Origin of the sequence: Nocardioides donggukensis, from assembly GCF_014842875.1 — a bacterium.
Lineage (GTDB): Bacteria > Actinomycetota > Actinomycetes > Propionibacteriales > Nocardioidaceae > Nocardioides > Nocardioides donggukensis.
The window spans coordinates 251,850-276,289 of the sequence record NZ_JACYXZ010000002.1 but is presented as its reverse complement, the minus strand read 5'-3'; the positions used below and the strand labels follow the sequence as shown (position 1 = coordinate 276,289).

Sequence of the window (24,440 nt, the reverse complement as noted above, 5' to 3'; positions counted from 1 at the left end):
CGGGGGGCGGTCTATCCGCCATCTCGGCTCCGCTCGCCGGGCCGGGCCAGGCGTGCGATCCCGCCCTTGACGCAGCCGACCGCCTTGGCGAGGTCCTTCACCGCCAGCACCGCCGGGACCAGGGCGAGCGTGGTCGGCGCGCTCCTCCCACGGAGCGCTCGGGAGACGGGGACACCGAGGTAGCCGGCCGCCGCGCCGATCACGGCCACCCGGGTGCGGGTCCCGCCGCGAGCCAGCAGGACCGGTGCGAGCAGGTAGCCGCCGGCCCGGGCCAGGTCGCGCCTGACCAACGGCCACGACCCGGCCCGGGCCCCCCACTCGCCGTACTTCAGGTACATCCGCGCGGTGTCGCCGAGCCGGTCGGCCTGCGCCCAGGTGACCCGCGCGTCGAGTGCGAGCACGCTCCCGGCGCCGGCGGCGAGCACGGCCTCCCCGAACACCGCGTCCTCGGAGCTGCCGAGGGCGACGTCGAAGCCGCCGGCCAGCTCCCACGCCCGGACCGTGCAGGCCATCGATCGCCCGTCGAGGCGGTGGGCGTCGAACCGTCGCCCGGTCAGCCTCCCCGCGAGCCGCACCCAGGGTGTGCGCCGTCGGGCCTCGTCCACCGACGGGAACAGGGCCAGCCGGCAGGCCTCACGCACCGGGTCGCCACCGTCGACGTCGTAGACGCCGACGACCAGCTCCGCCGGGGCCGCCTCGGCGTACGGCGCGCGGAGGGCCGCCAGCCAGTCCGGGGCGGGGGCGCACCCGGCGTCGGTGCACACCACGACCGGACGGGTCGCCTCCGAGAAGCCGAGGTTGCGGGCGGCGGACAGGTTGATGCCCGGACCCGAGATCAGGCGCAGGCGCGGGTCCCGGGCGGCCCACCGGCCCAGCTCGGCGGCGGTGTCGTCGGTCGAGCGGTCGTCGAGCAGGAGGTACTCGTCGTGCGGTCCGAGCTGGCGCAGGACCGCGGCCACCACGTCGTCGATGTGGCCGACCTCGTCGCGGAAGCAGGTGAGCACGGTGACCGGCGGGCCCGACAACCCCGCACCCGGCCGACCGGCCACCGTGGCCAGGGCGCCGATCACCTGACCGGCACACGCCTGCCCGTCCGGGTGCCGGACGATGATCTCGCGTGCCGCCGCGCCACACCGGGCGCGCACGTCGGGCCGACGCAGGTCGTGCAACGCTCGGGCCACCGAGCCGGGGTCCTCGGGCTCCACCACGCGGCCGGCCGACGATGCCATCCGCTCCACCTCGGGACTGCCGCGGGCACCCACGAGCGGCACGCCCGCGGCGAGCGCCTCCAGCGCGACGATGGAGTACCCCTCGCGGCCGAACCTGGTCCCGTCCGCCCGGGTGAGCACGGCCACGGCGTCGAATCCCGTGAGCCATCGGCCGACCTGGCCCACCTCCCCCACGAAGGACACCCGGTCGGCCACAGCCAGGTCCAGGGCCAGGCTCCGCAGCCGGGTCTCCTCCCCGGCGGCGGACGGGTCGGCCGGGCCGACCACCACCAGCTGCCAGCGCGACGCGAGGTCGCAGGCCAACGCCCGGATCGCGGTGTCGATCCCCTTGTAGGGGACCAGGCGAGACACCATGGCGAGGGTCGGCGCCGTCCCGAGCCGCACCCCCTGCGCGGCCCAGAAGGTGCGTGCGTCGATCGCGGACGCCGGCGTCCCGGCCGGTCGCGGGGGCGGCACCAGCAGCGCGTCGCGCCGTCCGGTGGCGGCCCCGACCGCCGCCGACGTGGCGACGACCAGGTCGCTGAGAGCGCCGAGGGGTCGCGCCAGCTCCCGGTCCCACGAGAAGTCGTGCTTGGCCCACGCGACCGGCACGCCCGCCAGGCGGGCGGAGGGCACGGCGACCAGCGCCGCCTTGACCCCGTTGGCGAGGACCACGTCGGTGTCGCTGCGGCGCAGCCGCCGGGCCAGGTCGCGTGCTCGGGTCGCCACGGACCGCCCGCCGGGCCCTGTCGGCAGGACCTGCACCGACGCCCCGCGGGCGGCGAGCTCAGCCCGGAGCGGACCGTCCTGCAGGAGCCACACCACGACGTCCAGCCGCGCGGCGCCGGCGTCGAGCAGTTCGAGCAGCCAGCGCTCGGACCCACCGAGGGCGCCGTACGGCGTGATGACCGTGCACCGCAGCGGTCTCAGCGGCCCGGTCACCGGGATCGGTCCTCGGTGGTCGTCCCGGCGCCGGGGTGCACGGGCCCCACTCTCCGTGCGAGGTGGGAGTGCTCGGCCACGAGGAGCCCGACCAGCAACCACACGGTCGTGCTGCCCACGGCATTGCGCAGCGGATAGTCCAGGAGTCCGTGCACGGTGACCGCGACGAGTGCGGACACGAGCACCGGCAGGAGGCTGCGCCCACGGCCGGGCGGTGTCGTGGCCCACGCCCGTCGACCGGTGGTGATCGCGATCAGCCCGGCGATCAGCGCCAGCAGTGCGGTCAGGCCGAGCAGGCCGTACTCCGCCGCGACGGTGAGGAAGAGGTGGTGCCCGTGCTCGGCCTCGAGCCGCGCCCCGCCCGCCGCGGACTCGGCCGCCGCGGACTGGGCCGCCGCCGAGAACGAGCCCGGTCCCTGGCCGGTCAGCGGACGGTCCTGCAGCTGGCGCAGGGACTCGGCCCAGATCAGGGTCCGCTCGTCGTAGGGGTTGCCCGAGGCCTCCGGGATGCTCGCCAACCGGGTGGCCACGGCGGCCGACAGCGAGGAGCCGAGGGTGGCCAGCAGCCCGCCGGTCCCCGCCCCCAGGACGCACACCAGGGCCAGCGCTCGGCGGGACGGCGGGCTGAGCACCGCCAACGCCACGAGTCCCGCGGCGGCACCGATCCAGGCCCCGCGCGAGAAGGACTCCGCCAGCGCGGCCAGGAGCAGCCCCCCGGACGCCACGCAGAGCAGCCGGGTGGTGGGCCGCGTCGTGGTGATGCCGACCCCGACCGCCAGGACCAGGAGGGCTGCCGCGAGCAACCCGAGCTCGTTGGGCTGGGCGAACGGCCCACTGGCCCGGTCGGCCAGCACCGCCCCGTCCAGGTAGGCCGTGGCCTCACCCGAGGTGACCAGGGCCCAGCCGGAGATCGCTCCCCCGGCGAGGAGCAGGGCGTTGACGACCTGGTCCACGTGTCGGGCCGAGCGGAGCACGGTGACCATCGCCACCACGAGCAGGACCTCGAACAGCAGGCGGACATCCAGCCGGAACGCCGCGTCGGCGTCGCGGGCGGCCGAGGTGGCCAGGGCGGCCGCGAGGAGCATGCCGGCCAGCGGCACCGAGATCTGCCAGGGCGGCAGCACCAGGTCACCGCGCAGCCCCGCCTGTGCCAGCGCCCCGAGCACGACCAGGATGAGGACCAGCTGGACCAGCTCGAGGGGGCCGACCGTGAGGGCGCCGAGGGGCAGGGCGAGGGCGAGCACGCTGACGAGGACGTGCGGTCGGGCGAGGGCGACCCAGACGAGTGCGGCGGCGAGCAGCAACGCCACGGGCCCGCCGGGTCCGAACCGCAGACCGACGCTCGCCAGGACGAGTCCGAGCACGCCCGACACCGTGACGACGAGCATCAGCAGGGCCGGAGCGGCGGCGGACTCGCGTGGTCCGGCGATGGACGCGGACATCATGATTCCGGCTGGGGCGTGCGGGCGATGGACCGCCGCACCAGTCTGCGCACCCACGGAGCCCGCTGGAGCGCGTTCCAGACCCGCCGGTACTGCGGCATCAGCTTGAGTCGGAACGACCGGCTGGTGTCGGTGGCGTTGACGTCGACCCGGGAGACGGCGAAGGGGCCGGCGTCGTCGTGGACGGAGAAGGCGACGCGGGCTCCGGACCGCTCGGCGGCGGCGCGTGCGGCGGGGTCGTGGCCGCCGTAGGGATACGCCAGGCTGCGGACCTCGCGGTCGAGGAGCTCGCTCAGCTCGACACCGGCCCCGGCCACCTCACCGTCCAGCTCGACCGGCGTCAGACCCCGGAGATCCCGGTGGTCCCGTCCGTGCCCGCCCACCTCGATGCCATGCCCGTCGCACAGCTCTCGCAGCTGCTCGGCGTCCAGGAGTGGCTCGTGGGCGGGGCTCTCCAGCCAGTGTGCCTCCTCACCCACGAGCGCGGAGGGCACGAACAGCAGGGCCGGCACCCCGAGTCGGCGCAGCACGGGAGCCGCCAGCTCGGCGACGGATTCATAGCCGTCGTCGATGGTCACCAGGAAGCTCCTGCTCGAGGGCCTCCGCCCGGCTCGGGCGGCCAGGAACCCGTCGAGGTCGAGGGGGGTCCAGCCGTGCTCGAGCAACCACGTCAGCTGCTGCTCGAACGCCGCGACCTCGACGAAGAGGTTCTCGGGGTCGTCACTGCGCCGCTCGGTGCAGAAGCCGTGGTACATCAGCACGACCGGGGCTCGGCTCCAGCGCGGGCGACCGGACCGACCCCGCGCCCCTCGGTCGGGGAGGTTGAGCACCGCCCCGCGGAGGGGCAGGCCGAGGCGCCGCATCCGGGCCGCGGCCCGACGCACCTCGGGGACCGGGGTGCCCGCGGCGACGACGAGCAGGACGTCGGCGGCTCCGCCGGCCGCCTCGGCCAACACCGGGCCCTGGTCCGTCGAGGCGTGGACGAGCACCCGGTCCGCACGGTCCTCGGCGGCCCTGAGCACCGCGCCGAGCCGGTCACCTCGCAGGCCTCCGGCGTCGGGGAACGGCCGCGTCGCGACGACGTCGACGCCGTGGCTGTCGATCACGGCAGTGCGGAGCAGCCCGGGTCGATCGAGCAGGTCGCCGAGACCCGGGTCGCCGGGCAGGCCGAGTCCAGCACTCAGATCGGCGCGCTCCACCTCGGCGTCGACCAGGACGACCGACTCACCCTGGTCGACCGCTGCCCGGGCCAGCCAGCAGGCGATCGTCGCGCCCTCCGCCCCCGGTCCGACCCCGACGACGTACGTCGTCCCGCACGGGGCGTCGCGCCCCCCGGCCAGGAACCCCTGCCGGAGCTCGCGGGCGGCGGCCTGCGTGTCGTGGTCGGGGGTCAGGGTGACCGGACGTCGGCTCCCCAGGCCCGGCACGACGCCCAGCAGCCCCACCCCCGTCACCGACTCGACGTCCTCGCCCGTGCGGACCCGGGGCCGTGTCAGCTCGACGACGGAGGCCCACCCCAGCGCCACCGCCAGCGCCGCCAGGATCAGGACCGCCTGGAGGATCCGGGGGGAGGCCGTCAGGGGCAGCGCCTGGTCGGTGGCCTCCGCGAGGATCTCGACGCCGACCGTCGCATCGTCCCCGGCCAGGCCGACCCCCTCCTCGGCCACCGCGTTCGCGGCGGCCCGGGCCTGGTCCGCCGTCGGAGCGGACGCCACGACCCGGACGTTCGCCGACTGCGGGGCGGCCGACACGCTCACTCCGGAGCGGAGCGTGGACAGGGGGATCCCGGACTCCTCGGCGACCCGGAGGAGCACGCTCTCCGACTGGAGCAGGACCACGTAGCGATCGACGGCCAGCTGGACCAGGTCGTTGCTGGCGAGCTCGGGACTCTCCGGGACCACCGCGATCACGCTGACGGCCTCGTGCGGCTCGGGCTGGAGCTCGACGAGCGTCACCGCGACCAGGGCGCTGGGCACCACGACGGCCGCGATCAGCGCCCAGCGCCACCGCAGCACCCGTCGCAGAGTCTCGGCCACCCGTCGATCCCCTCACACCCGACAACGAGTACGGCCATCGTGGCACGCTCAGGGGTCACCTGTCGCTGGCGTGCGCCTCCGGTTCACCCGGAGTGGCCGCGGCGGACCCGGTCGTACACCGCGAGGTACTCCGAGCCGGCCGTCGACGTCGCCGCCTGCTCGCGTGACCAGGCCGCGGCCTCGCGGCCGCCCCGATCCAGCGCGTCACGGTCCCGGAGGAGGTCGAGCAACGCACCCGCCAGCGCCCCGGGGTCGCCGGGCCCGACCATCCGCCGCGCGTCGGCCGACATCGTGGTCGCCATCCCCTCCACGCGGGTCGCGACCACCGGGGTGCCCAGAGCGGCGGCCTCCAGCGGCACCAACGACATCGCCTCGTAGCGGGAGGGGCACACCACGACCGTGGCGGCCCGCATCCATCGCAGGCACTCGACCCGGGACTGCCATCCGGCGAACGTCACACCCGCGAGGTCGGCCGCGGACACTTCGAGCTCCGAGCGCATCGGGCCGTCCCCCACCAGCACCAACTCGGCACCGGGACATGCCTCGCTCACCAGCCTCCAGGCGGAGAGCAGGTCGTCCTGCCCCTTCTGCTCGGCCAGCCGAGCACAGCAGACCACCAGGTGCGTGCCCCTCCCCCGACCGAGTGCGCGTCTGGCGACCGCCTCGGTGTCGTGGCCGATCTGGGCCTCGAGGTCGGCCTCGACACCGTTCGGGATCACCAGCAGCGAGCCGGGGACCCGCTGCTCGAGCCCGTCCCGGCGCTCGCCGTCGCTCACGCAGACGATCGCGTGCGCCCAGCGTGCGGCCCGGCGCTCCCAGGCGATCGCCGCCCGCCGGCCCGCCCCGGTCATGGGCTGCCAGGACCAGGCGTGCGGACTGAACACGGTCGGCAGCCGGCCGCGGATCAGCAGTCGTCCCACCATCCCGGCCTGCGAGCTGTGCAGGTGCACGACCCCGGGCCGCACGCGGCGGATCACGCGTGAGAGCGCCGAGAGCTCGGTGAGGGTCCCGACCCCCGGCCCCCGACCGGCGGACCAGGTGAGGACCTCCGCACCGACGGCAGCCGCCAGGTCCTGCAAGTGCCCCGGAGGGCACGCCACCACGACCCGCCGCCCGGCCTCGGCCTGCACCCGGACGAGGTCGACGACCACCTGCGCCACCCCCGCCTCCACGGGCTGCGACACGTGCAGGACGGGCGGGTCGAGCCGGTCCTGCGAGCCCCCCACGCTCACCGGAGCAGACGACGCAGCGCCCGGAACACGGGCTTGGGCGACAGGTCGCGCCGCAGCATGGCGTAGCCGTCGTGGTGACGCCCGGCGTCCCCGCTCGCGAGAGCCTTGTACCAGAACGCCTTCTTGACGTACGGGTAGTCGCGGCCGAGCATCGTCATCGCGCGGACGGCGTACTTGGCCTGCTTCCGTTGGCTCACGCCGCGCTTCCACGCCGGAGCGCCCGCGGCGTTGCGGTGCGAGCTCCACCCGAACTCCGTCGCCCACACGGGTCGTCGGTCGTCGTGACGCGTCATCACCCGGCGGATCGCGGCCAGGTGCCGCATCCTCCAGATCTCCCCGTCGTCCTCCAGCTCGGGTCGGGCGTCGGCCGGGGCCATGTAGGGATGCACCCCCAGGATGTCGAAGCAGCCTCGCGCCCCGGAGGCGTAGGCGCGCCTCAACCACGCGTCGTCGTTGTACATCAGGCCGCCGAGGACGACCCGGACCGTGTCGTCCTGGCGGTGCAGCGCGTCGTGTGCCGCACACAGGAGATCGGTGTAGCCGGCCGGGTCGGCACCCTCGAGGAAGTCCTCGGAGTTCGGCTCGTTCCAGACCTCCCAGGCCCCGACGCGGTCGCCCCAGCGCCGGGCCGCCCACGCGAGCGCCGTGGCGTAGTCGGAGGCGTCGTCCGGGGCGACGCGCTCACCCTGGCCCCCGTTGGCCCACCCAGGTGTCAGCCAGAACGTCACGAGCACGCGCAGCCCGCGCCGCTCCGCCTGCTTCAGCACCCGGTCGACCCTCGGGACGCCCCACTCCAGGTCGTAGGAGCGGCGTCGGGGCTGGATCATCGCCCAGCTGACGTCCAACCGCACCCACCGTGCCCCGGATCCGGAGATCCGGTTGAGGACCGCCGCACGCTTCGCCCGGTCGTAGTGGGACCACAGTCCGTGGAACTGGACGCCGAGGTCCGGCGTCGGAGGGGTCGGCCCGGCCGCCGCGACCAGCCGCAGGTCCGCGGATGCGTCCGACGGTCGCGGGCCCTCGACGACCTCGGTGACGGGCAGCAGGAGCAGGCCGACGAGACCGGCCACGAGCGCCCTCGTCCCGCGCGTCGACGATCCGGTCACCAGGCTGATCACCACCACAGTATGGAGGCAGGCGAACATCGAGCCAATGGCAAGCATCAAACGCCAGTCCTGGCGGCACTAGTGGGGTGATCCTCGGCCGGCGGTGCGCCGAGGCCGGACGGAGCCGGAGGTCTCGTGCCCACCCTCATCGCCTCCGTCGCACGCAGCTCAGCGGCCCGCTCGACGCGCCATCGGACCGGCCCGCTCCTCATGGCCTGCGACATCGTGACGATCGCGGCGGTGACCGCGCTGCTCCATCCGGACTCGACTCCGGTCACCGGTGCCATCGTGGTGACGGCCTCGCTCGCCTACCTGCACGCCGCGGGACTCTTCCGGTCCCGGTTGACGCTCTCCGTGCTCGACGACCTGCCGTCGCTCGGCATCGCCGTCGTCGTCGGGACGACCGCCACCGCGATCCTCTCGACCCAGCCGCTCTTCGGTCGGCCGGCCGGCCTCTACGTCCTGGGCCTCCTGGGCGCACTCGCGCTGATGCGCGCGGCGGCCTACGCCGTGGTCCGGGCCGTGCGCAGCCGCGGGACGGTGCGCCACCGGACGCTGGTGTACGGCGCCGGCGACCTGGCGATCACGCTCAGCACGGTGCTCGGCGAGCATCCCGAGCTCGGTCTCGAGGTGGTCGGCCTGGTCGACAACGAGCCTCCCCGCAAGCCGACCCCCGTGCCCTGGCTGGGCGGGCGCCACGAGCTGTGCCGGCTGATGGAGGAGCTCGAGGCGGGTGAGCTGCTGGTGGCCGTCGACAGCGACCGCGCGGCCGAGGTCTCGGAGATCCTGCGCGTGTGCGAGCGGCTGCGCTGCCACCTCTTCCTCGTACCCTCGGCCGACTACGTGGTGCCGCCCACCTCGCGCCGGCTGGACGAGGCCTGGGGCATCCCCCTGCTCCGCTACACCCCCGGCCAGGCGGCGATCTCGGGCCGGCTGGCCAAGCGGTGCTTCGACATCGTGGTGTCGGGGATGGCACTGCTGATCAGCCTGCCGGTGCTGCTCGCGGTGGCCCTCGCCGTGCGTGTGGAGGGAGGTCCTGGGGTGTTCTTCCGCCAGGAGCGGGTCGGGCTCGACGGCTCGCGGTTCACGCTGGTCAAGTTCCGCTCGATGCGTCCCACCGCGCCCGGTGAGGCGGACACCACCTGGACCATCACGGGGGACCCCCGGATCGGACCGGTCGGCCGGTTCATCCGCCGCACCTCGCTGGACGAGCTGCCCCAGCTGTGGAACGTGCTGGTCGGGCAGATGAGCCTGGTGGGTCCTCGTCCGGAGCGCCCGCACTTCGTCGAGGCGTTCACCGAGTCCATCCCGATCTACGGCGCCCGCCACCGGATGCCCGTGGGCCTCACCGGCTGGGCCCAGGTCCACGGTCTGCGCGGCGACACCTCCGTCGTCGAGCGCGCGATCTTCGACCACAACTACATCCAGGGCTGGTCCATGTGGATGGACGTGAAGATCCTGGTCCGCACCGTCAGCCACGTGGTCGGGGCGTCCTGCGCCCGCCCACGGCACCGGCCGAGCCCCCCGGTCGCCGTGGACAGCCAGGACGCCGTCTCCTGAGCCGGGCCGCTCCCCCGGCCTCCTGGGCGCCCGTCGACGCGATCGCCCGGCTCAGTCCTCCGGGTCGTAGCCGAGGTTCGCCGACAGCCAGCGCTCCGCCTCGGCGAGGCTCCAGCCCTTGCGCTCGGCGTAGTCGGCGACCTGGTCCCGGCCCAGCCGGCCGACGACGAAGTACTGCGACTGCGGGTGGGAGAAGTACCAGCCGCTGACCGAGGCGCCCGGCCACATCGCCATCGACTCGGTCAGCTCGATCCCGACGTTCTCCTCGACGTCGAGCAGCGACCACAGGGTCAGCTTCTCGGTGTGCTCGGGGCACGCCGGGTAGCCCGGTGCCGGGCGGATGCCCTGGTAGCGCTCGGCGATCAGGTCCTCGTTGCCGAGCGTCTCCTCGTCGACGTACCCCCAGAACTCGGTCCGGACCCGCTCGTGCAGGCGCTCGGCGAAGGCCTCGGCGAGCCGGTCCGCGAGCGCCTCGAGCAGGATCGCGGAGTAGTCGTCGAGCTCGTCGCGGAACTGCTGCACGCGGGGGCCCAGGCCGATGCCCGCGGTGACCGCGAACGCGCCGACGTGGTCGGCCAGCCCGGTCTCCGCCGGCGCCACGAAGTCGGCCAGCGACCGGTTCGGCACGCCCTCCCGGTGCTCCCCCTGCTGACGGAGCTGGTGCAGCCGGACCGGACCGGCACCGGTGTCGACCTCGAGGTCGTCGCCGTGCGCGCTCGCCGGGAACAGTCCGTAGACCCCGCGGGCGGTGACCCACTTCTCGGCGATCAGCCGGTCCAGCATGGCCTGCGCGTCGTCGTACAGGGCGCGGGCGGTCTCGCCGGTCGCCGGGTTGTTGAGGATGTCGGGGAACCTCCCCTTCATCTCCCAGGCGTTGAAGAACGGCTGCCAGTCGATGTAGTCGCGCAGCTCGGCGAGGTCGTAGTCGTCCAGCACGTGCACCCCGGTCCGGCTGGGTGCGGGCGGCCGGTAGCCGTCCCAGCTGATCGGGGTACGTCGCTCGCGGGCCTGCTCGAGGGTGACCATCGGCCGCTCCTGCTTGCCGGCGTGCCGGGCCCGGAGTGCGTCGTAGTCGGTGCGCACGTCGGCCAGGAGCGCCTCCCGGCGGGACTCGTGCAGCAGCGCGGCCGCGGTCGGCACCGAGCGCGAGGCGTCCTTGACCCAGACCACGGGGCCGTCGTACTTCTGGTCGACCTTGACCGCCGTGTGCGCCCGCGACGTCGTCGCCCCGCCGATCAGCAGCGGGATCTCCAGCCCCTCCCGCTGCATCTCGGAGGCGAAGTTGACCATCTCGTCCAGAGAGGGGGTGATCAGGCCGGAGAGGCCGATGATGTCGGCCCCGTGCTCCCGCGCGGCGGCGAGGATCTTCTGCGCCGGCACCATCACGCCGAGGTCGATGACCTCGTAGTTGTTGCACTGGAGGACCACGCCGACGATGTTCTTGCCGATGTCGTGGACGTCGCCCTTCACGGTCGCCATGACGATGGTCCCGTTGGTGTCCTTGGCCGAGGCCAGGGCCGGGTCCTCGGCCTTCTCCCGCTCGATGAACGGGATCAGGTGGGCGACCGCCCTCTTCATGACGCGGGCGCTCTTGACCACCTGGGGAAGGAACATCTTGCCGGCCCCGAACAGGTCGCCGACGACGTTCATCCCGTCCATGAGCGGCCCCTCGATGACCTCGATCGGCCGCCCCCCTCGCGCGGCGATCTCCAGCCGGAGCTCCTCGGTGTCGGACTCGGCGTAGGTGTCGATCCCCTTGACCAGGGCGTGGGTGATCCGCTCCCCCACGGGCAGTCCCCGCCACTCCTCGGCGGCCTTCTCCTCGACCGCCTCGCCGTCGCCGCGGTACCGCTCGGCGATCTCCAGCAGGCGCTCGGCCGCGTCCTCGCGCCGGTTGAGGACGACGTCCTCGATCCGGTCCCGCAGCTCGGGGTCGACCTCGTCGTAGACGACCAGCGCACCGGCGTTCACGATCCCCATGTCCAGCCCGGCCCGGATCGCGTGGAACAGGAAGACGGCGTGGATCGCCTCCCGGACCCGGTTGTTGCCGCGGAAGGAGAACGACACGTTCGAGATGCCGCCCGACACCTTGACGCCGGGCAGGTTCTCCTTGATCCAGCGCGTGGCCTCGATGAAGTCCTGGCCGTAGCCGGCGTGCTCCTCGATGCCCGTGGCGACCGCGAAGACGTTCGGGTCGAAGATGATGTCGGAGGGGTCGAGGCCCACCTCGTCCACCAGGATCCGGTAGGCCCGCCCGCAGATGGCCTTGCGCCGCTCGAGGTCGTCGGCCTGGCCGTCCTCGTCGAAGGCCATGACCACGGCGGCCGCGCCGTAGCGACGGCAGAGCCGGGCCTGCTCGACGAACTTCTCCTCGCCCTCCTTGAGGGAGATGGAGTTCACGATCGGCTTGCCCTGGATGCAGCGCAGCCCGGCCTCGATCACCTCGAACTTCGAGGAGTCCACCATCACCGGGACCCGGCTGATGTCGGGCTCGGAGGCGATCAGCTTCATGAACCGGTCCATCGCGGCGACGCCGTCGATCATGCCCTCGTCCATGTTCACGTCGATGACCTGCGCGCCGTTCTCGACCTGCTGCGCCGCCACCGAGAGGGCGGTGTCGTAGTCGCCGTCCTTGATCAGGTTCCGGAACCGCGCAGACCCGGTGATGTTGGTCCGCTCGCCGACGTTGACGAACAGGCTCTCCGAGGTGATCGTGAACGGCTCCAGCCCGGAGAGCCGCATGGCGGTCTCGACCTGCGGGGGTGTCCGGGGCTGCTTGTCGGCGACGCCGGCGGCGATCGCCTCGACGTGCGCCGGGGTCGTCCCGCAGCAGCCGCCCACGAGGTTGACCAGGCCGCTGGCGCCGAACTCGGTGAGGATCGCGGCGGTCTCCTCCGGCGTCTCGTCGTACTCCCCGAACGCGTTGGGCAGGCCCGCGTTGGGGTAGCAGCACACGAACGTGTCGGCGACCCGGGACAGCTCGGCCAGGTAGGGACGCATCTCCTTCGCTCCGAGCGCGCAGTTCAGGCCGACGGCGAGCGGCCGGGCGTGCCGCACGGAGTTCCAGAACGCCTCGGTGACCTGGCCGGACAGGGTGCGACCCGAGGCGTCGGTGATCGTCCCGGAGATGATCACCGGCCACCGGCGGCCACGCTCCTCGAACAGCCCCTCGATCGCGAAGATCGCGGCCTTGGCGTTGAGGGTGTCGAAGATCGTCTCGATGAAGAACAGGTCGGACCCGCCGTCGACCAGCCCGGCCGCCGCCACGGCGTAGGCATCCACGAGCTGCTCGAAGGTGACGTTGCGGGCCCCGGGGTCGTTCACGTCCGGGGAGATCGACGCCGTCCGGGTCGTCGGGCCGAGGGCTCCCGCGACGTACCGGGGCCGGTCGGGGGTGCGCTCGGTCGCGGCGTCCGCCTCGTGCCGGGCGAGCTTCGCGGCCTCGACGTTCAGCTCGTACGCCAGCTCCGCCATGTCGTAGTCGCCCAGCGAGACCGCGTTGGCGTTGAACGTGTTGGTCTCGATGATGTCGGCGCCGGCCTCGAGGTACTCGCGGTGGATGCCGGCGATGATCTCGGGCTGGGTCAGCGTGAGCAGGTCGTTGTTGCCCTGCAGGTCGCTGGGCCAGTCGGCGAACCGCTCGCCGCGGTAGCCGGCCTCGTCGGGCCGGTCGCGCTGGATCGCGGTCCCCATCGCGCCGTCGATCACCAGGATGCGCTCCTCGAACGCGGCCGTCAGGGCGGCCGTGGCATCCGGGCGGACGAGCGGGTTCTCCGGCACGGTCGTCCTCTCAGGGGATGGCGGGAGCGGTCCGCTCCAGCCTAGGCAGGCCGTCCATGTGCTGGACCGGCATCCCGCATGGTGGCACCGGGCCGGGAGCCGCACGAAATCCTCGCCGGCCGGCGTCCGGGACTAGTGTGGTGGGGTGATCGAGATCGACGACCTCCCCGACCTGGTCCAGCCCGTGGTGATCGCCGCATTCGAGGGCTGGAACGACGCCGCGGACGCCGCCTCCTCGGTCGTCGACCACCTCATCGACGCGTGGCAGGCCCGGGTCGTGGGGGCCGTCGACCCGGAGGACTTCTACGACTTCCAGGTGAACCGGCCCGTCGTCGGCACCGACGAGAACGGGCACCGCCGGATCAGCTGGCCGAGCACGCAGATCGCGGTGGCCTCGCCCCCCGACCTGGACCGGGACGTGATCCTGGTCCGCGGGATCGAGCCGAACATGCGCTGGCGGCAGTTCTGCGCCGAGCTGCTCGCGGCCTGCGACGAGCTCGGCGGCGCGCTCGTCGTCACGCTCGGCGCCCTGCTGGCCGACACCCCGCACACCCGGCCGATCCCCGTCACCGGCACCGCGACCGAGCCGGACCTGGTGGACCGGCTGCGGCTCGAGCAGTCGACCTACGAGGGGCCCACCGGGATCGTCGGCGTCTTCCAGGACGCCTGCGTACGCCTGGACATCCCGGCCGTGTCCTACTGGGCGGCGGTCCCCCACTACGTGGCCCAGCCGCCGTGCCCGAAGGCGACGCTCGCGCTCCTCGGGCAGATCGAGGAGCTCCTCGAGGTGAGCATCCCGCTGGGCGACCTGGCCGAGGACGCCCGGGCCTGGGAGCGCGGCGTCGACGACCTCGCCGAGCAGGACCCCGACATCGCGGAGTACATCCAGGAGCTGGAGGAGGCCCGCGACACGACCGAGCTGCCCGAGGCCTCCGGCGACGCGATCGCCCGGGAGTTCGAGCGCTACCTCAAGCGGCGCGGCCCCGAGGCCTGAGCAGCCGGGCCGAACGTCGTCAGAGCGCCAGGCCGAGCGAGGCGTCCAGCAGCCGGCGGACGGCGGCGCCGGCTCCCGGCTCGGAGACGTCTCCGTCGCGGGTGGCCGCGACCCAGGCGTCGACCGCGGCCAGAGCGGCCGGCGCGTCCAGGTCGTCGGCGACCGCGGCCAGCACCGCCGAGGTGACCGGCTCGGCCGGCGCGCCGGCCTCGCCGGCCAGCACCCCCCGCCACAGCGCCAGGTCGTCGACGGCCGACCAGAGCTGGTCGTCGGTCCACTCCCAGTCGGCCCGGTAGTGGTGCCGCATCAGGGCGAGCCGGATCGCCATGGGGTCGACCTCGCTGAGCCGCAGGGCGGAGACGAAGACCAGGTTGCCGCGGGACTTGGACATCTTCTCGCCGTCGTACCCGACCATGCCGGCGTGCGCGTAGACCTGCGCGAACCGCTCGCCCGGGCGGGCCACCTGGACCGCCCCGGCACACATCTCGTGGTGCGGGAAGACCAGGTCGCTGCCGCCGCCCTGGACGTCGAAGCCGGTCCCGAGGTGCTGGAGCGCGATCGCCGAGCACTCGACGTGCCAGCCCGGCCGGCCGGGCCCGAACGGGCTGCCCCAGGCCGGCTCGTCGGGGCGCTCGCCCCGCCAGAGGACGCTGTCGAGCGGGTCCTTCTTGCCCGGGCGGTCCGGGTCGCCGCCGCGCTCCGGGTAGACCTCCAGCATCCGCTGCCGGTCCCAGCCGGAGACGGCGCCGAACCCGTCGTCGGCCTCGGCCGAGAAGTAGAGGTCGCCGTCCACCGAGTAGACGGCGCCGGCGGCCTGCAGCCGCTCCACCAGGTCGACGACCAGCGGGATCGACTCGACCGCCCCGACGTAGTGCTGCGGGGGCAGCACCCGGAGCGCCACCATGTCGTCGCGGAACAGCTGGGTCTCCCGCTCGGCCAGCTCGCGCCAGTCGACGCCGACCTTGGCGGCCCGCTCCAGCAGCGGGTCGTCGACGTCGGTGACGTTCTGCACGAAGAGCACCTCGTGCCCGGCGATCCGCCAGGCCCGGTTGAGCAGGTCGAAGGCGACGTACGTCGCGGCGTGGCCGAGGTGGGTGGCGTCGTAGGGGGTGATCCCGCAGACGTAGAGGCGGGCCGGGCCCGACGGCGAGGTCCGCACCAGGCTGCCGGTCGCGGTGTCGAACAGGGACACCTCGGGTCCCCTGCTCGGCAGGGAAGGCAGCTCCGGCGGTGACCACGTACGCATGTCGGGCAGCCTAACCAAGCCGTCGGTCAGAACGCAGGCCAGGGGATCGCCGGCCACTCCCCGCTCGGCGCCGGGAACACGCCCGCGCGCAGCAGTGCCGCACACCGCCGGTGCAGGGCACGCACCTCGGTCGGCGCGAGCAGCTCCCCGAGCCGCTCGGCGAGCGCCCGATCCTCGGCGAGCCCGGCCACCGCCCGGCGCTCCTCCGCGGTCAGCGCCGCGTCCAGCCACCCCCACAGCACCGTGCGCAGCTTGTTCTCGACGTGGAACGAGACACCGTGGTCCACCCCCTGCCGGGCGCCGCCCGGGACCGCCAGCACGTGCCCACCCTTGCGGTCGGCGTTGTTCACGAGCACGTCGAACAGGGCCATCCGGCGCAGGTCCGCGGAGTCCTCGTGCACCAGCGAGACAGGGGTGTCGTCGGGGCCGAGGGCGTCGAGCACGTGGAGGTAGCCGGCCGGCACCTGACCCTCGGGGACGATGTCCACCGGGTCGGGGTCCTCGTCGACGTCCACCCACAGCTGGACCATGCCCGGGCCGTGCGGTCCGTCCCGCAGGATCGTCGGCGGCACCAGGTCCCAGCCCAGCGCCTCGGAGACGACGTACGCCGCGACCTCACGCCCCGCGAGCGTGCCGTCCGGGAAGTCCCACAGCGGCCGCTCCCCCGCCACCGGCTTGTAGACGACCTTCCGGCCGGCCACGGAGCCGAGGAACGTCGCGTTGGAGGCGGGCATGATCCGCCCCTGCAGGGTCAGCTCCGCGGTCGGGTCAGGGGTCACGTCGCCGGAAGCCGTTGGCGCGGACGCAGAGGTGGCCGTCGGCGTCGATCGGGCTGCCGCAGAACGGGCAGGTGGGGCGCCCCGCCTCGAGCACCGACGACGTGCGCTTGACGAACGCCCGGGCCGCGGCCGCGGTCAGCCGGACCAGGAGCACCTCCTCGGGCTCGGGCTCGGTGAAGTCCTCGTCGACCTGGTCGGGCGCGACGACGGCCGCCTCGTTGAACGGGAACACCTCGATCACCACCCGCTCGTCGGTGGCGTCCCACGACAGCGTCATGGTGCCGGCGCGGAACTCCTCCTCGATGGGCTGCTCGAGCGGGTCGGTGTCCTCGAGGTCCAGCGGCGCGACGGCCGGGACCACAGCCGTGGTCTCCTCGGCCTTCATGAGCTCGTCGAGCAGGTCGTCGAGCCGCTCCGCGAGCACCGCCACCTGCTGCTTCTCCAGCGCCACGCTCACCACGCGGGTGCCGGCGCGGGCCTGCAGGAAGAACGTGCGCTGTCCGGGCTCGCCGACGGTGCCGGCCACGAAGCGCTCGGGTGGGTCGAAGTCATGGACGAGGGGTTCCATGCCGCCAGCCTATTCCGGCCCGGTCCCGCCGCCGACCGGCGCGTCGGTCGAGCGACCGCGGCGTCGACCCCTGCGGCGGGGCGGAGTGAGCCAGGACAGGTCCCCGGCGTGGGTGTTCATCCCGGCGACGTAGGGCCGCGCGCCGGTGTAGCGGACCACCGACACCGAGGCCGGGTCGACGACGATCCGCTGGAACGAGTCGAGGTGCAGGCCCAGGGCGTCGGCGAGGACCGCCTTGATGATGTCGCCGTGGCTGACCGCCACCCAGACCGCCTCGGGTCCCGCGGTGGCGGCGACCTCGGCGTCGAGCCGGCGTACGGCTCCTGCCGCGCGGGCCATCATCGCCGGCAGCGACTCGCCGCCGGGGAACGCGGCGGCCGAGGGCTGCTGCTGGACGGTGGCCCAGAGCTTCTCCCGGGCCAGCTCCTTGAGGGGGCGGCCGGTCCAGTCGCCGTAGTCGCACTCGAGCAGGCCGGTGTCGGTCTGCACCCCGGTGGCGGCCGGTTGCTGCTCCGCCACGGCGGCGGCGGTCTGGCGGCACCGGGCGAGCGGGCTGGTGACGATCCGCTCCAGCCGCACCGCCGCCAGACGCTCGGCCGACCGCCCCGCCTGGGCACGGCCCACCTCGTCGAGGTCGACGCCGCGGGACCGGCCGGCCAGCACTCCGGTGGCGTTCGCGGTCGTGCGGCCGTGTCGGAGGAGGATCACGGTTGCCATGCCGGTGAGCGTATCCGGCGTAGCCTCGGGCCCGTGATCGTCGACAACGCCCTCTACCGGGACGGGTCCCGGGTTGACCTGGACTGCGACGCCTCCGACCTGGCCGGGGTCCGCGCCGGTGTCCGCGGCGGCGCGGACTTCGTGTGGATCGGGCTGCACGAGCCCTCGGAGCAGGAGCTCGCCGAGGTCTCGGCGGCGTTCGGGCTGCATCCGCTCGCCGTGGAGGACGCCCTGCACGCGCACCAGCGACCGAAGCTGGAGCGCTACGACGACTCGCTGTTCATGGTGCTCAAGACGCTCTGGTACGTCGACGAGTACGACGCCGTCGAGACCGGCGAGATCAACATGTTCATCGGCGCGGACTTCATCGTGACCGTGCGGCACGGGGAGGGCACCGAGCTGCACTCGTCACGGCGCTACCTCGAGTCGCACCCGGAGCTGCTCGAGCACGGCCCGACCGGCGTGGTCTACGCGGTGTGCGACCGGGTGGTGGACAGCTACGAGCGGGTCGGAGCGTCCCTCGAGGAGGACGTGGACGAGGTCGAGGCGTCGGTGTTCTCGCCGGCCCGGACCGACGACTCGGTGCGGATCTACACGCTCAAGCGCGAGATCGCCGAGGTGCGCCGGGCGGTCCTGCCCCTGCGGGACCCGATGCGGCAGGCGGCGGGCGGGGTGGTGCGCGGCATGGAGCCGGACGCGGCGCCGTTCTTCCGGGACGTCGCCGACCACCTGGCCCGGGTCGCGGAGACCGTCGACAACCTGGACAACCTGCTGTCCTCGGCCTTCGAGGCGCACCTGGCCCGGATCTCGGTGCAGCAGAACGACGACATGCGCAAGATCTCCGCCGGGGTCGGCCTGGTCGCGGCACCGACGCTGGTGGCGGCGATCTACGGCATGAACTTCGAGAACATGCCCGAGCTGCACTGGGCGTTCGGCTACCCCATGGCGCTGGGCCTGATGGTGCTGGCCTCGCTCAGCGCGCTGGTGTTCTTCAAGAAGTCCGGCTGGCTGTAGCCCTCAGGCGGCGAGCACGCCGGCGCCCACCAGCACCAGCGTCAGGCTGCCCAGCCCGATGCGGTAGACCACGAACGGCAGGTAGGAGTTCGTGGACACGTAGCGCAGGAGCCAGGCGATGGCGGCGTACCCGACGATGAACGAGACCACGGTGGCCGTGATCGTCGGGCCCCAGCCGAACGCGTTGTCGCCGTTCGGGATCTCGGGCAGCTCGAAGAGCCCGGCGCCGACGACGGCCGGGATCGCGAGCAGGAACGCGTAGCGGGTGGCCGCCTCCCGCTCGTAGCCGAGGATCCGCCCCATCGAGATGGTCGCGCCGGACCGGGAGACGCCGGGGACCAGCGCCATCGCCTGGGCCAGCCCCATGAGCACGGCGTGCCGGATGTTCATCCTCTTGATCGTGCGGTTGTTCGCGCTCATCCGGTCGGCGATGCCCAGCACGATGCCGAGGACAATGAGCGTCGTCCCGATCACCCAGAGGTTGCGGAAGTCGTTCTCGATCGTGTCCTTGAGGGTGATGCCGAGGATCACGATCGGCAGCGAGCCGACGATGATGTACCAGCCCATGCGGGCGTCGAGGTGGCCGCGGTACTCGGGCCGGACCAGCGACCGCAGCCAGGTGCTGGCGATGCGCCAGATGTCCTTGCGGAAGTAGAGCAGCACCGCGATCTCGGTGCCGATCTGGATGACCGCCGTGAACGCGGCACCCGGGTCGCCCCAGCCGAACAGCTCGGGGAAGATCCGCAGGTGGGCGCTGCTCGAGATCGGCAGGAACTCGGTCAGCCCCTGCAGGATGCCGAGCACGACGGCCTTGAGGAAGTCGATCACGACGGGCAGCCTACGGCTCCCTCGAGCGCGCCCCGACAGGTCGTACGGCGAGCCGCGAGGCCGGCGCCGCGGGTGGGTGACTACCTTTGGCCCCATGCAGCAACGCACACTCGGTGCCACCGGCCTCAAGGTCTCCCGGCTCGGCCTGGGCACGCTGACCTGGGGCCGCGACACCGACGAGCACGAGGCCCGGGACCAGCTCACCGGGTTCGTGGAGGCGGGCGGCACCCTGCTCGACACGGCCGCCGGCTACGGCGACGGTGCGTCCGAGAGGCTCATCGGACGGCTGCTCGGCGACGTCGTCCCCCGCGACGACGTGGTCGTCGCGACCAAGGCGGGCATCTCGCGGCACAAGGGGGTGCGCGAGACGAACGCCTCGCGCGGCACGCTGCTGCGCACGCTCGACCAGTCGCTGGAGCGGCTCGGCGTGGACCACGTGGACCTGTGGCAGGTGCACACCTGGGTCGACGACACCCCGCTCGAGGAGACGTTGGCCGCCCTCGACCGGGCGGTGACGAGCGGCCGGGCGGCGTACGTCGGGATCTCGAACTACACCGGCTGGCAGACCGCCCAGGCCGCGACCTGGCAGAGGGCGGTGCCGGGCCGGACCCCCCTCGCCTCGACCCAGGTGGAGTACTCGCTGCTGAACCGCTCCGTCGAGCACGAGGTGCTGCCGGCGGCCGCCGCGCTCGGCCTCGGCGTGCTCCCGTGGTCCCCCCTGGGTCGCGGCGTGCTCACCGGGAAGTACCGCACCGGCACCCCGGCCGACTCCCGGGCCGCGTCGCCCCACTTCTCCGGCTTCGTGGGCGCCTACCTCAACGACCGGTCGCAGCGGGTCGTGGAGGCGGTCTCACGCGCCGCCGAGGGGCTCGGCTGGCACCCGGTCGAGGTCGCGCTGACCTGGGTCCGCGACCGGCCCGGGGTGACCGCGCCGATCGTGGGTGCCCGCACCGCCGCCCAGCTCAAGGCCGCGCTCGGCATCGACGAGCTCAGCCTGCCCCCGGAGATCGTCGAGGCGCTCGACGACGTGTCGCAAGGAGAGTGACGCCCATGCCGACTGCCGCGAGACGAGCGCACCGGCGCAACGTGGAGTGGGAGTTCGACAGGGTTCTCCTGCCGCGCGAGTTCAGCCGTAACGTGGTCACCCGGCTCCTCGTCGAGCGCGCCGAGCACGGCGGCTGGGAGCTGGACCGGATGCGGATCGGTGCCGACGGCACCCGCCGGGTCGTGCTGCGCCGGAAGATCATCCGCCAGACCCGCACGACGATGTTCTTCTGAGTCCCTCTTCCCCGGTTCGGCGTCCCCAAGACTTCGCCAGCGCCGCCCGTCAGGCACCGGAGCGAGCGCCAGCAGTCCCCGGTGGTTGCCTTCGAGACGGCGCTGGCCCGCCTCCTCAGGACCCGGAGCGAGCGCCCGAGGTCCCCGGTGGTTGAGGAGCGAGCGCCAGCGAGCGTCTCGAAACCACCCCCCTCGGCCGGCGTGCTGGTTTCGAGACGGGCCTTGGCGGCCCTCCTCAACCACCGACAACCGGGCGCGGTCCCCGGTGGTTGCCCTTCGAGACGGCGCTGGCGCGCCTCCTCAGGAACCGGCGCGAAAGCGCGGTCCCCGGTGGTTGAGGAGCGAGCGCCAGCGAGCGTCTCGAAACCACTCGCTCAACCACCGGTGGACATACCACTGTCCCCACCCGTTGCTGCCTGGGTGGGGTGTGGGGCGTGGTCCTCAATGCTCGGGCGGGGAACCGGCCGGGCGGGCCGGGTCGGTGATGTCGAGGGTGCCGGTGCGGTCGCGTCGGAACCTCAGCCCGTGCGGGGAGGTCCACTCGAACACCCCCGGCACGGGGGTCTGGCACGCCCAAGCGCCGTGGGTCTTGAGCCGGTGATGCCGCCGACACAGCGCGCCCAGGTTGTCGGTCGCGGTCTGGCCCGGTGGGCCGTCGGGGTCGTAGGGAACCACGTGGTCGGCATCGCAGGACCGGGCCGGGCGGGTGCACCACGGGAACACACACGTCCCGTCCCTGAGGCGGATCGCCTCGCCCATCCGGTCCGGCACCTCGTAGGCGTCGACCGGGACCAGCCCCTGGTGGTCGAGCACCGGCTTGATGACGACCTGGGCGTCGGGGTGGGCCAGCCAGGTGCGGATCTGGTCGGCGGTGACCGGGGACCGGGACAGCTCACAGCGCCCCACCACCCCCGACCGCCCGGGCTGACCTGACTGCCCAGCCGTCTCGGTGCGGTGACCGGTGCCGGTGATCGCCTCCGCGGCCAGGTGCAGGTAGAGCACCGCCTGCCGCGGCTTCACCCCCGCACCGGTCCGGCCACCGCCGGCGGTCTGGGCCGCGGCAGGCTCGTCGCCGATGCCGCCTGTGGCGCCTACCGCCGTGCCGTCTGTCTCGTCGAGACCCGCGTCGGCGTCGCTGTCGATGCCGCTGCTGGCGTCGCTGTCGGTCGTGGGGGTGTCGGGGTTGAGGTCCAGGGCTAGCTGCCGGCGGGCCAGGCCGCCGAGTGCGGTGGCCCGGCGGGCGTCCAGGTCCTCGGTGGAGCCGAGCGCCTTGAGCTGTGCGGCACCGTTGGCCACGGCGGTGTCGAGGTCCAGCGCGTCGGCCAGGTCCAAGATGCCGTGCACCTGGCTGGTGCCGTCGAAGGAGACCTGGCCGTGGGTGATCGACACGTGCCGGCCCGCGACCGCCCGGTCGGCCCGCTCTTGGGCCAGCTGCGGGTCGCACCGGCCGATCGCCTCCGCAACCAGCCGGTCGACCTGGCCGGGGGTGACCTTGTGCGCCACCGGCGTGACCGCCACGTCCACGAACTCCACCGCTACCGGGGACAGGACGATGGTGGCGGCCGCGACCCGACGCGCCTTCCAGGCGGCCAGGTCCCCGGCCATCACCCGCGACCACAGGTTCGGCAACCGGTGCCGCAACTCGAGCGCCTCCCCGATCAGCGCCTTCCCGGACTCGGTGCCCAACCCCACACTCGCGGCGAACTCGGCCACGCAGAACTCCGCCACCGCCGGTGCACCCTGCCCAGCCAACGGGAGGCCGGTGTCACCGAACAACGCCGTGCACACCGTCGCCGCCGGGTGAATCCCCTCCGGGGGGTGCAGGTCCGCCCACGCGCACGCGTCCTGGAGGAGCCGGACCTCGGCCGCGTCCGCGGCCTCCCGGTTCGACCGCGCCGAGGCCAACACCGCACCCGCGGTGCCCGCGGTGCTCGTCGTCTCGGTGGTCTTCGTCCTCATGGCAACCACGCTAACCGGACCCACTGACAATCCGCCCGGGTCGAGAACCGGTCGTGCACAAGGGGTTTCGACACGCTCGCCAGGGCTCGCGGCTCAACCGGCGGAGGTGGCCGGCGGTGGGTTTCGAGACGGTCGCTGCGCGACCTCCTCAACCGGCGGAGGTGGCCGGCGGCGGGTTTCGACACGCTCGCCAGGGCTCGCGGCTCAACCGGCGAGGGGCGCCGGCGGCCTGGTTTCGACACGCTCGCCAGGGCTCGCGGCTCAACCGGCGAGGGGCGGCGGGGGCGTGGTTTCGAGACGGTCGCTGCGCGACCTCCTCAACCACCGGGCGCGACCTCCTCAACCACCGGGCGCGACCTCCTCAACCACCGGGTGCGGCCTCCTCAACCACCGGCGGGCGGAGCTAGACCTGGTCGAGGAAGCGGTCGAACACCCGGGCACCGAACTCGAGCGCGTCGACGGGGACCCGCTCGTCGACGCCGTGGAACAGCGCGCCGAAGTCGAGGTCGCGCGGCAGCCGCAGCGGCGCGAAGCCGTAGGAGGCCATCCCCAGCTTGCGGAAGTGCTTGGCGTCGGTGCCCCCGCTCATGAGGTAGGGCGCGACGATGCCGTCCGGGTCCTCGGCGAGGATCGACTGGGTCATGGCGTCCACGAGCGCACCCTCGTACGGCGTCTCCCAGGGCTGCTGGTGGGAGACGAAGTCCCACGTGACGTGCTCCCCGCAGAGCTCGGCCAGGGTCTCGAAGAACTCGTCCTCGTGGCCCGGCAGGAACCGGCCGTCGACATGGGCGGTCGCCTCGGTGGGGATCACGTTCACCTTGTAGCCGGCACTGAGCATTGTGGGGTTGGCGGTGTTGCGGATGACCGCTCCGAGCATCCGGGCGGAGCTCTCGAACTCCTCGACCAGCGCCTCGGCGTTCTCGGGGGTGGCCTCGGTCCCGGCGATGTCGGCGACCGAGGCCAGGAGCACCTCCATGGCCGGCGTGAGCCGGACCGGCCACTGGTGCGCACCGATGCGGGCGACCGCGCCGGCCAGCTCGGTGACCGCGTTGTGCCTGTTGATCATCGAGCCGTGTCCGGCCTGGCCCCGGGCGGTGAGGCGCATCCACGCCATCCCCTTCTCGGCGGCCTCGATGAGGTAGATCCGCTTCCCGCGGACAGTGGTCGTGAAGCCTCCCACCTCCCCCACGGCCTCGGTGCAGTCGGCGATCTCGTCGGCGTGCTCCTCGATGACGAACTCGGCTCCCTTGTGGCCGCCCGCCTCCTCGTCGGCGGTGAAGCACATCACCAGCGGACGGTCCGGTTGGGCGCCGGCCCGGGCGCGGGCCCGGACGACCGAGAGCGCCATGGCGTCGAAGTCCTTCATGTCGACCGCGCCGCGGCCCCAGAGGTAGCCGTCCTTGATCTCCCCGGCGAACGGGTCGACCTGCCAGTCCTCGGCCGCGGCGGGTACGACGTCCAGGTGGCCGTGCAGCAGCAGGGGCTCCCCGGGGCCGTCCCCCCACCGGGCGATCAGCGACGCCCGACCGGGCTCGGACTCGTAGATGTTGCTGGAGATCCCGACGTCGTCGAGCAGCCCGGCGACGTACTCCGCCGCCTTCCGCTCCCCCGGCCCACTGGAGTCGCCGTAGTTGGACGTGTCGATGCGGATGAGCTCGCGGCACAGGTCCACGACCTCGCCCGCCGGGTCGTAGGTCTTACGCTCGTCGTCGGTCGCCATGGGGCCATCCTGACACCCTGCGCGAGGGCCG

At 73.3% G+C, this 24,440-nt stretch carries 18 protein-coding genes; 5 read left to right on the top strand and 13 right to left on the bottom strand.

Annotated elements, in window-relative coordinates; all coding sequences use genetic code 11:
• Window positions 1-11: 11 nt before the first annotated feature.
• From IE331_RS07675 to IE331_RS07655, 5 genes are all read right to left on the bottom strand, one after another.
• A complete protein-coding gene (locus IE331_RS07675; RefSeq protein WP_192142233.1) occupies window positions 12-2,150 on the bottom strand; it encodes a glycosyltransferase in 2,139 nt (712 codons plus the stop codon).
• Window positions 2,147-3,595, bottom strand: a complete 1,449-nt coding sequence (locus tag IE331_RS07670) for an O-antigen ligase family protein (protein WP_192142231.1) — start codon at window positions 3,593-3,595, stop codon at window positions 2,147-2,149. The genes IE331_RS07675 and IE331_RS07670 overlap by 4 nt, the downstream gene beginning before the upstream one ends.
• On the bottom strand, window positions 3,592-5,628 hold the full coding sequence (locus IE331_RS16950; protein WP_192142230.1) for a polysaccharide deacetylase family protein: 2,037 nt from the start codon (window positions 5,626-5,628) through the stop codon (window positions 3,592-3,594). The genes IE331_RS07670 and IE331_RS16950 overlap by 4 nt, the downstream gene beginning before the upstream one ends.
• 83 nt (window positions 5,629-5,711) lie before the next feature.
• Entirely contained in the window at window positions 5,712-6,860 is a 1,149-nt protein-coding gene (locus IE331_RS07660) for a glycosyltransferase family 4 protein (RefSeq protein ID WP_192142228.1), read from the bottom strand.
• Window positions 6,857-8,023, bottom strand: a complete 1,167-nt coding sequence (locus IE331_RS07655) for a cellulase family glycosylhydrolase (protein ID WP_192142226.1) — start codon at window positions 8,021-8,023, stop codon at window positions 6,857-6,859. The genes IE331_RS07660 and IE331_RS07655 overlap by 4 nt, the downstream gene beginning before the upstream one ends.
• Before the next feature lie 78 nt (window positions 8,024-8,101).
• Between IE331_RS07655 and IE331_RS07650 the strand changes: the two genes are divergently transcribed.
• Entirely contained in the window at window positions 8,102-9,526 is a 1,425-nt protein-coding gene (locus IE331_RS07650) for a sugar transferase (protein WP_192142224.1), read from the top strand.
• Between the two features lie 51 nt (window positions 9,527-9,577).
• On the opposite strand, the gene metH is transcribed toward IE331_RS07650, so the two are convergent.
• A complete protein-coding gene (gene metH / locus IE331_RS07645; RefSeq protein ID WP_192142222.1) occupies window positions 9,578-13,306 on the bottom strand; it encodes a methionine synthase in 3,729 nt (1,242 codons plus the stop codon).
• A 145-nt stretch (window positions 13,307-13,451) separates the two neighbouring features.
• Here metH and IE331_RS07640 point away from each other — a divergent pair, with 145 nt between their 5' ends.
• Entirely contained in the window at window positions 13,452-14,300 is an 849-nt protein-coding gene (locus IE331_RS07640) for a PAC2 family protein (protein ID WP_192142212.1), read from the top strand.
• A gap of 19 nt (window positions 14,301-14,319) precedes the next feature.
• Here the strand turns inward: IE331_RS07640 and mshC are convergent, their stop codons facing one another.
• From mshC to IE331_RS07620, 4 genes are read right to left on the bottom strand one after another with little or no spacing between them, the layout of a single operon-like run.
• Entirely contained in the window at window positions 14,320-15,546 is a 1,227-nt protein-coding gene (mshC, locus tag IE331_RS07635; protein ID WP_192142210.1) for a cysteine--1-D-myo-inosityl 2-amino-2-deoxy-alpha-D-glucopyranoside ligase, read from the bottom strand.
• A 26-nt stretch (window positions 15,547-15,572) separates the two neighbouring features.
• Window positions 15,573-16,325 (bottom strand): SCO1664 family protein, encoded by a 753-nt coding sequence (locus tag IE331_RS07630; RefSeq protein ID WP_201931380.1) that lies wholly within the window; start codon window positions 16,323-16,325, stop codon window positions 15,573-15,575.
• Window positions 16,315-16,893: a DUF3090 domain-containing protein gene (locus IE331_RS07625; RefSeq protein ID WP_192142208.1), complete on the bottom strand. Its 579-nt coding sequence runs from the start codon at window positions 16,891-16,893 to the stop codon at window positions 16,315-16,317. The genes IE331_RS07630 and IE331_RS07625 overlap by 11 nt, the downstream gene beginning before the upstream one ends.
• A gap of 9 nt (window positions 16,894-16,902) precedes the next feature.
• A complete protein-coding gene (locus IE331_RS07620; protein WP_192142206.1) occupies window positions 16,903-17,610 on the bottom strand; it encodes an MSMEG_4193 family putative phosphomutase in 708 nt (235 codons plus the stop codon).
• Between the two features lie 33 nt (window positions 17,611-17,643).
• Here IE331_RS07620 and corA point away from each other — a divergent pair, with 33 nt between their 5' ends.
• Window positions 17,644-18,624 (top strand): magnesium/cobalt transporter CorA, encoded by a 981-nt coding sequence (corA, locus tag IE331_RS07615; protein WP_192142204.1) that lies wholly within the window; start codon window positions 17,644-17,646, stop codon window positions 18,622-18,624.
• A gap of 3 nt (window positions 18,625-18,627) precedes the next feature.
• Here the strand turns inward: corA and IE331_RS07610 are convergent, their stop codons facing one another.
• On the bottom strand, window positions 18,628-19,452 hold the full coding sequence (locus IE331_RS07610; RefSeq protein WP_318646794.1) for an undecaprenyl-diphosphate phosphatase: 825 nt from the start codon (window positions 19,450-19,452) through the stop codon (window positions 18,628-18,630).
• A 94-nt stretch (window positions 19,453-19,546) separates the two neighbouring features.
• Here IE331_RS07610 and IE331_RS07605 point away from each other — a divergent pair, with 94 nt between their 5' ends.
• Both IE331_RS07605 and IE331_RS07600 read left to right on the top strand, forming a co-directional pair.
• Window positions 19,547-20,497, top strand: coding sequence for an aldo/keto reductase (locus tag IE331_RS07605; RefSeq protein ID WP_192142203.1), 951 nt, complete (start codon window positions 19,547-19,549; stop codon window positions 20,495-20,497).
• Between the two features lie 5 nt (window positions 20,498-20,502).
• A complete protein-coding gene (locus IE331_RS07600; RefSeq protein WP_192142202.1) occupies window positions 20,503-20,730 on the top strand; it encodes a DUF5703 family protein in 228 nt (75 codons plus the stop codon).
• Between the two features lie 441 nt (window positions 20,731-21,171).
• Here IE331_RS07600 and IE331_RS07595 read toward each other — a convergent pair whose 3' ends face one another.
• Together IE331_RS07595 and IE331_RS07590 are read right to left on the bottom strand one after the other, a co-directional pair.
• On the bottom strand, window positions 21,172-22,689 hold the full coding sequence (locus IE331_RS07595) for an HNH endonuclease signature motif containing protein (protein ID WP_192142201.1): 1,518 nt from the start codon (window positions 22,687-22,689) through the stop codon (window positions 21,172-21,174).
• 403 nt (window positions 22,690-23,092) lie between these two features.
• On the bottom strand, window positions 23,093-24,409 hold the full coding sequence (locus IE331_RS07590) for a M20/M25/M40 family metallo-hydrolase (RefSeq protein WP_192142200.1): 1,317 nt from the start codon (window positions 24,407-24,409) through the stop codon (window positions 23,093-23,095).
• Between the last annotated feature and the right edge of the window lie 31 nt (window positions 24,410-24,440).

What these genes read in the sequence shown, in the direction of transcription:
- IE331_RS07670 (WP_192142231.1), bottom strand. Translation starts at nt 3,595, where the DNA reads ATGATGTCCGCGTCCATCGCCGGACCACGCGAGTCCGCCGCCGCTCCG.
- IE331_RS07655 (WP_192142226.1), bottom strand. Translation starts at nt 8,023, where the DNA reads ATGCTTGCCATTGGCTCGATGTTCGCCTGCCTCCATACTGTGGTGGTG.
- mshC (WP_192142210.1), bottom strand. Translation starts at nt 15,546, where the DNA reads ATGCGTACGTGGTCACCGCCGGAGCTGCCTTCCCTGCCGAGCAGGGGA.
- IE331_RS07625 (WP_192142208.1), bottom strand. Translation starts at nt 16,893, where the DNA reads ATGGAACCCCTCGTCCATGACTTCGACCCACCCGAGCGCTTCGTGGCC.
- IE331_RS07620 (WP_192142206.1), bottom strand. Translation starts at nt 17,610, where the DNA reads ATGGCAACCGTGATCCTCCTCCGACACGGCCGCACGACCGCGAACGCC.
- IE331_RS07605 (WP_192142203.1), top strand. Translation starts at nt 19,547, where the DNA reads ATGCAGCAACGCACACTCGGTGCCACCGGCCTCAAGGTCTCCCGGCTC.
- IE331_RS07600 (WP_192142202.1), top strand. Translation starts at nt 20,503, where the DNA reads ATGCCGACTGCCGCGAGACGAGCGCACCGGCGCAACGTGGAGTGGGAG.
- IE331_RS07595 (WP_192142201.1), bottom strand. Translation starts at nt 22,689, where the DNA reads ATGAGGACGAAGACCACCGAGACGACGAGCACCGCGGGCACCGCGGGT.
- IE331_RS07590 (WP_192142200.1), bottom strand. Translation starts at nt 24,409, where the DNA reads ATGGCGACCGACGACGAGCGTAAGACCTACGACCCGGCGGGCGAGGTC.